This is a genomic window from Campylobacter concisus, from assembly GCF_902460545.1.
GTDB lineage: Bacteria > Campylobacterota > Campylobacteria > Campylobacterales > Campylobacteraceae > Campylobacter_A > Campylobacter_A concisus_AE.
The window spans coordinates 21258-28909 of record NZ_CABPUE010000004.1 but is presented as its reverse complement, the minus strand read 5'-3'; the positions used below and the strand labels follow the sequence as shown (position 1 = coordinate 28909).

The window sequence follows — 7652 nt, the reverse complement described above, 5'->3', positions numbered from 1 at the left end:
AAAAAGCTATAAAATTAAGCATAATTTTAGAATCTTAAATAACCTTAAATTATAAATCAACCTTTACTATTTATTCTAACAATGCCATCATTTTAAATAGTTTACTACACCCACCCTTCCCCTTCTTGATAAAAATTTATCTCTTCTACTAGATCCTTTAGAATTTTAGGAGTTACTGGTTCGCCATAAGTATTCATAGTGATCTTGTATTGTTGTTCGTGTCCTACCAGAGCAGCTATATGCTCGACCCTCTGGCCACTTTGGATGAGCTTGTTTATAAAAGTGTGTCTAAATGAGTGAAATGTCCTTGTTTTATCACCATCTTTTATAACTTTAGTATTGATCTTCTTTCTAAAATACTCAGAGAAGTCTTTATTATCACAGCTAAATAACCTAACTGCTTTGCCACATTTCCTAGCTAGCTTCTTTTTACTCTCTATAAATTCAAACAGCCCAATGCTACTTAGCTTAGAGTGGATGGGCACTATCCTTACAGAGTTTCTAGTCTTTAAAGTCTTGCTCTTGCCTGTTTTTACATCTATTTTTGTATTTAAACTAAAGCATACTATGTTATATTTTTCAACTATGTCATCTGTGTTTAACTGGATTATCTCATTTAGTCTCATGCCAGAATAAGCTGCTATATAAGTAACGAAAAATAGCTCATCTTTACTGATCCTTTGGCTTTTGGTATCTCCACTTGATCTAATCTTACTAACAATATCCAAAAGTGCGTTTACGTCACTATCTTCATAAGGATTTTTGTTTGTAACGTCATCCTGGTTTATACTTATTTGCAGATCTATAGCTGGGTTCTTATCTATATAGTCACTATCGTAGCAGTATTTAAAAAACTCACTAACTCTAACAATATATTTTTTGATAGTTGATTTAGAAATTTTTGGTCTATCTTTTGCTAAAGCTATGATCTCATCTAAGCTTTTATCTTTATAGAGACTATTTTGAGAGAGTTTGGTTGGTAGTTGCAGTAAGACATTTCTAAAATTTAGCAAATCATCTCTTTTTATCTTTTTAATATCTAGTTCATCACCAAAATTCATATACATTAGCTTTCCTACATGTCTAACAAGACCAAATGTGCTATCACTCCAGTTGTTTGAAATGCTTGTGTTTGATACATAGGTTTCAAATGCACTCTTTAGTGTGACCGTGTCAGCCTTATTCTCGCTTTTAGTAGATGAGATTAGCTGTGATTTAAAGCTTTTAGCTCTATTCGAGAAGAGCTTTTGGAAGAAATTTATAGCTTCATTAAAAGTCATGTTACTAGCATCACTTGTATCATCTATCGCAAGATCTTTAGCCTCAATATCACTTAAAACTATACCTTTATCTTCATATTTATCTGCCTTATATAGCTTTACCTGACCACCAAAGGTAGGATCATTTAAATTTCCATATCCAAATTTTAGATCATCGCTTAGTTCATTGTCTCCATCTGGCAATAACTCACAACCAAATATTCTTAAGATATCGTTTTGTGTGAGTGCTCCCTTTTGCCTAGCTAGTTCATTTATAGAATCTCTTAGCTCACAAACAGAGTGCTTTAAGGATTTTTTAGTAAAAGGTAGCACCAAATCCTGCTTTTTTAAAGCCTCTATGTCGTCTTGATAGCTATCTATGCTAGCCTCTTTAATGCCTTTTGCTATCTCATCTTTGGCATTATCATCTAAATTTTTGCTCTTGTGCTTTTTGTTAAGAGGCACAAATGCTTGTTGCTCATCATTTAGTAGCTTTTGGTTTTTACACATCTTATATGATATGTGATTTATGTTATCTATCGTTGCCTCAAGCACTCTTTTACCAAGAAGCTTTTTTGTATGAGGATCAGTGCAAGATAGCTTTTTGCAGATCTCATCGACCTCTTTTGATATGACACTGGGTAAGCTATCTTCTTTTAAACTCTGTTTTAAAAACAAATTTAGTGATAGTAGTCCATCTAAATTTATATATCTGCCAAGCATATCATGCTCTTTGATACTTTTGGCCTCCTTGGCTTTTAAAAGCATAAGCACCAAGTGCTCTATAAGTTCGCTGCTCAAATTCATCTTCCATGCCTTTTTGATCGCGTTAAAAATTATAGAGTAGATCTTAGCACGATTTTTTGCTGTATCAAAGCGTTTTGTGAGGAAGGAGGTTATGTATTCGGTTTTATTACCAAAATAGGGCCTCAGATATAGTGGTATGGCTACTCTAAAGTAGTATGTGCCATTTCGTTTGACTAGATATTGCATCTTTGTTACCTATGCAATATAACTTTGTAGCAAAATGTAGCAGATACCTGGTGTAAAACTGGCTGTATGCCGTCTTTTTGGTGCTTACATAAGGTTTATTTTTAAACCCTCATAAGCCGGAGGTCGGGAGTTCAAGTCTCCCCCGTGACACCATAGATGTCCTACTTATCGATACTTTAACTGCCCTTTTTGCAGTTTCCCTTTCTTTAAAATTTCCTAAAAGTATGGTACAGTTTTTATAAAAAGTGGTACATTTTTTCAGGATAGATTTATTTTACAAGATGATTTCTATAAATTTGCTTTTATTTTTACTGATAGATAAAATTTTTATCTCAAAGTGAACAAACTTAAATTTATCTCACTCTTAAATTTTCGGCACAACTTTTGCTTACTCTTTGAAGCTAAATTCAAGGAGTAAGCTATGAAAATCTCTTATAACTCCATCTTAACAAAACAACACTACCAAAAACATACAAAAAGCGAAGGCTTTGCAAGCTTCTTACCTAACACTACAAATATAAATTCGATCAGCCAAACCACTATTCCTAAAAATGATTTTGTTTCATCTAGTAGTATTGACTCTCTTTATCAGGCTAAATTTACTTCACAAGAGGGCTATGGATATAGTGTAGATGCTAAAGGATTTATGGGAGCTGACTTTAACAAAGCTGCAGGCTTGCCACAGGACTTTAAAATCCACAAAAGCACACTTGATGCGATAGTGCTACACAATCAAAAACATCCAAACTTTACAAATTTTTCAATGAATACAAAAAAAGATAATGCGCTATTTGGAGAGGATAGTTTTGCAAATATCGATCTAGCAAATACTATCAAGCAATACTATAAAATTTTTGATCAAATTTCAGCTGGAGTTATTAGCAAGGGTAAAGAATTTTACTCAAATGAAGATCTGGCAAAGATGCCAAAGGGCTACTTTTCAAAAGATAAAAAAATGGATCATTTCGAATATCTAATGGGTAGGATGTCAAGTGACGAGATAGATGGACTAACCGATAGGAGCAATGAGAAGGTAACTCATGTATTTAGAACAGCACAAGACGCAGACGATGCACGTAAGCTAATGAATGATCTAAAAGATATAAATATAAGGGTTAATGGAAATTTCCTTGACTTTTCTCCAGAAGTGATGACAACTGAGCATACTATCCCTTATATGTGGGTTAGCAGTGCTGGATATGACTTTAAGCCTGATATGTCTGTATATGACAACGAACAAGGCTATACAAAGGAGCAAATCTTTGTAGCATTTTTAAAAAACGAGCAAGGTCTTGTGTTACAAGGTGGCACAACAAGGATTACTGATGAGGCTCGCAATGTATATAGAGACACACTCATACTTACAAAACAAGATAGAAGTGAGATAGGCATACCAAAGGCTTATTATGATGAGATACTATCTGGTAAGAAAGATCTAAAAGATATACTAGCTAGGATTTTAAAGCTTAGAAATTTAGAGCTTAAAAAAGATCAAACGCTTGAGGGACTAGCAAATAAAATAATGGATGTTTTAAAAGAATTTGATGAGAGGACGAAGGTAAGAGAGCTTTAAAAAATATAACATAGAAGGCATTCGCTCTAAGCCATTTTGGCTACCATACTACTAAACATTTTTTATATTTGCCGATATAAGCTATATATTTTAAAAGGATTTAAAATGACGATATCACCAAATTTAGAGCCCATAAATATAAATCTACCCAAAGATATGATCTATTCAAGGGTCCTTCTTGGTGTAGATAGAGTGCAAACTTTAGACAACATAAATTTAAAGTCTGAGCTTAAAGACATCGCTACTAAGCTCATCTCAAATAGCACCTACTCTATCATCCAAAGTGCAGGCACCAGTGGCGTGAAGTCAGAGTATGCTAAAGCAGACAACGGAACAAACGATGCTTTTTCTTACGTGGATATCCAGCGGAGAAACTGGGACAAAAAGGACTTTGAAAACAAATATCTCTTTGGCGAAGATGCCTCAGCACTAAGGAAAGTGGATCAAACTAGCACCTATTTTTCATCTATAAATTCAAAAACTCCCATTAAGCCCATTGCGGCAGCAGATACTAAATTTACAAATTTAAATGACTACGCCTATGAAAAAACGATAAAAACTTCACTGGGTGATGTAGAGGTCTTTTTGGATCTTTATAACGATAATGACAAACTAGGCATAGGCAAGCTAGATGCAAATGGATTTTTATTTAACTTTGATAGCAACAAGGACGGAGTGATAAATTCTGGTGATAAATACTTTGATAAGCTAAAAGTTAGAGGCTACGATAAAGACGGAAATGAGAAAATTTTCAAACTAAGCGAAGTTGTAAGCGAGATAAACCTTAACGACTTTATCAAAAAAGATATTAGAAATTTAAGCCATGAGGCTATGGACTTTGCTAGCAAAAACACAGTTGATTACAGAGTTAGTTTAAACAACTCAAACCCTTATACTCTATTTTCAGCCGAGTATCGCTACCAAAAGATAGGCAAAGAAGAGACTAATAAATTTTTCAAAGAGCATGCAGACCAAGACGGCTGGGTAGATCTTAGGGATAATAAGATATTCAACGAAGAGAGCGGCTTAAACAACTTTGCCTATGAGAAAGTTGGCTTTGACGGCAAGAAAAGGCTTAGTGAGTTTAACCCTATCATAAAACCTACTGGGTCTAAACAAGATGAGAGCTTTTCATACGCAGGCTATCAAAAAGATAGCTTTATGAAATTTTATAACGACTACCAAAAAGAGTCTAGCGCTCACAGCAAAGATGTAGAGTGGATAAGCAAAAATTTAAAAGAAAATGATGTAGAAGACGCAGATGATCTCATCTCAAAGCTAAAAGTCACAAAGTCATCTTATATAATCGCTATGGAGAGTGAGTTTGAAAAAGCGACTGGACTGGAGTTTAGCCTAGAAAATTTAGAAAGAGCAAAGCATGCTTTTGAGAGTGATACTAGCAAGGCAGCAGCTGCGCTAAAGGACACAGACAGCGTAATAGCTATGAAGCTAAACAAAAATGGCACGATCACGCTTAAATTTGATAGCGGAAGAGAGCTAGAGGTAAAAGAAATTTATAGCGACACTGGCAAGCTAATCAGCAAAGATGACAAGGATAGCAAAAGAGCAAGTATAAATTTAGATGCTAAGAGCATGAATGATGTAGAGCTAAATAGACTTGACTTTAAAGATATAGGCATAAAGCAAGATGAGAAGATATCTAGCCTAAAAGAGCTTGGAGCAAAGCTGGTTAAAAACCTCTCTGATAAATTTACAAGCAAATTTCTGATCGGACTTGAAAACGGCAAAAGCATCACCACCAAAGAAATTTACAACATCACCTATCTTGAAAATGACCTAAACTTTAAAGAACTATCTAGTAAAGATAGGCTTTATAAAAAGATAGATGCGAGAGTTTAGGAGTAAATTTATGCAGACTAAAAACCCTTTGCAAAATAAATCTTTTTACAAAAAAGACGATATCTTTAGCATGAAGCTAAAAGGATATTAGATGATAAACGCACTTGGTAGCTACCCCTTAAATTTAGAACAGAGCATAAAGGTATCAACCAAAGTTGCCACCAACCAAACCAGCTCAGAGGTTTTAGGCTACAAGGTAGATAAGGATGGTTATTTTACAGATGAGTTTAACAAGCAAGCTGGCATACCAATTGATTATAAAATTCACTCAAGTACACTGGAGTCGTTAGTCAGATCAAACGACATAATAGACCCAGACATCAAGAATTTTAAAAGTATCGATATAGCTAAAACAGTTGGCAACGCTTATAGGTTGCTAGCTCAAGTGGTTGGCGAAGATACACTAAGCTCAAAGGACAGCTTTAGCGCAGAAGATATAAGAAATTTCCCTCAAGGCTTTTCTTATGATCGTCAAAGTCTGCAAGTAGATCAAAGATATGCTAGTGCTAGTGAGTATTCTGCGGTAGAAGATAGCTTTGTGCATACGCCAACAAAGACCATAAGCACGCTCTTTTACAATGGCTCTTTGTCTATTGCGGCAGATAAGCAGATACATCCAAAAAACGTAACATACATCTTTAACAACGCAAATGGCGGTAAAGAAAACACGGTCATTGGTATATTTATGGATCCACACGGAGAAAAATACACTAACAAAGATGGCTCCATAACTAAAGGTGGTCTTATAGCTGGCGTGCTAAATCACAACCTAGACATATACGAGGGCGAAACCACTGCGATAGGCAAATATGGCGGCTATGATAAAAACATCAACACAAAAGAATTTCAAAGGTCATTTAATGCCTTTAACGCTATGTGGCAAATGGCTTATGGGGTAAATTTCTCAAAAGCAGATGATGGTGCTGTCTCTATGCTGCCTGATTATATGCAAGATTATGTGAGACACAGACAAAGCCTTGATAAATTTAGCGACCAAGAAGACGAACTATCATTTAAAAAGATGATGGAGCATAATCTAAAAATGCTAAAGCTACTCTTTGGTGAGATAGATAAAGATGGCAAAAAGAGCAAAGACTTTATGGATAGCTTTTTAAAATTTAGCATGCCGCCTTTAAATTTAGTAAAAGAGCTAAACGAAAACCCAGCTGGAAAATATCTAGTAGATATGCTTGGTATAAAAAGAGATGTTGATATAAAGGCATAAAGGGGAGTTGAAATGTTTATTACTACCTATAATGGATCGATGCAATATAAAGAAATTTTAGATGACTACATAGCTCATGGCAATAAAAATTTATCTGCAGAAGATGAGAAAGCTAAAGTTGATGCTTATATGCAAGGACCATTTGGTGTTGGACTAGATAAGATAATCGGTATAGAAGAAGGAACGGAAGACTGGATAACAAAAACCATAGATAAAATAGATAGTATGCTATCAAACAAATACACCCCAGAAGAGCGAAGAGCTCTATACGGAAAATATCCAGAAACCATAGAAAAAGCGATAGATTGGGAACTTCAAGGCTATATGGATTTTCTGAGGGATAACTCTATAGACGGCAAACCAACAATAGAAGGTAAGATGATAGGTCTTGGTACAAAAGAAGAAGAGGCCGATCTAAGAGCATTTATGGACAGTATGTCTTCTCTTTATCCGAATAATAACAAGGAGTCTCTTAGTCTTTTAAGTAGAACTGATCTAAGCATAGAAGAGTTTAAGACTTTATTTGCCAAAGCAAGAGAAAAAGCAACAAAGGATGTTGAAGAACAAAGAAAGCAGATAATTAAGGAAGAGCAAGAATACAATGCAAATTTTGCTAAAGAGCAAAATGAGAAGACATTTAAACCTATGCAGGTTAAAAAGAAGTATGAGACCTATGATATAAACAAGGATCAAAAATTTCTCTACGCAAGAGAGCTTTTAAATTTCAAAGAAAAAAGAGGCA

At 34.8% G+C, this 7652-nt stretch carries 5 protein-coding genes; 4 read left to right on the top strand and 1 reads right to left on the bottom strand.

Going from position 1 to position 7652, the window contains the following annotated elements:
- Positions 1-104 precede the first annotated feature (104 nt).
- Positions 105-2252: a site-specific integrase gene (locus FZ949_RS03750; RefSeq protein ID WP_148790153.1), complete on the bottom strand. Its 2148-nt coding sequence runs from the start codon at positions 2250-2252 to the stop codon at positions 105-107.
- 421 nt (positions 2253-2673) lie between these two features.
- On the opposite strand from FZ949_RS03750, the gene FZ949_RS03745 reads away from it, so the two are divergent.
- From FZ949_RS03745 to FZ949_RS03730, 4 genes are all read left to right on the top strand, one after another.
- Entirely contained in the window at positions 2674-3825 is a 1152-nt protein-coding gene (locus tag FZ949_RS03745; protein WP_148790152.1) for a Cj0814 family flagellar-dependent secreted protein, read from the top strand.
- Positions 3826-3930: 105 nt separating this feature from the next.
- A complete protein-coding gene (locus FZ949_RS03740) occupies positions 3931-5685 on the top strand; it encodes a response regulator (protein ID WP_148790151.1) in 1755 nt (584 codons plus the stop codon).
- A gap of 91 nt (positions 5686-5776) precedes the next feature.
- Positions 5777-6910: a Cj0814 family flagellar-dependent secreted protein gene (locus FZ949_RS03735; protein WP_148790150.1), complete on the top strand. Its 1134-nt coding sequence runs from the start codon at positions 5777-5779 to the stop codon at positions 6908-6910.
- Positions 6911-6922: 12 nt separating this feature from the next.
- Positions 6923-7652, top strand: a 730-nt coding sequence (locus FZ949_RS03730) for a Cj0814-related protein (RefSeq protein WP_262367777.1), incomplete at its 3' end; no start/stop codon positions are given.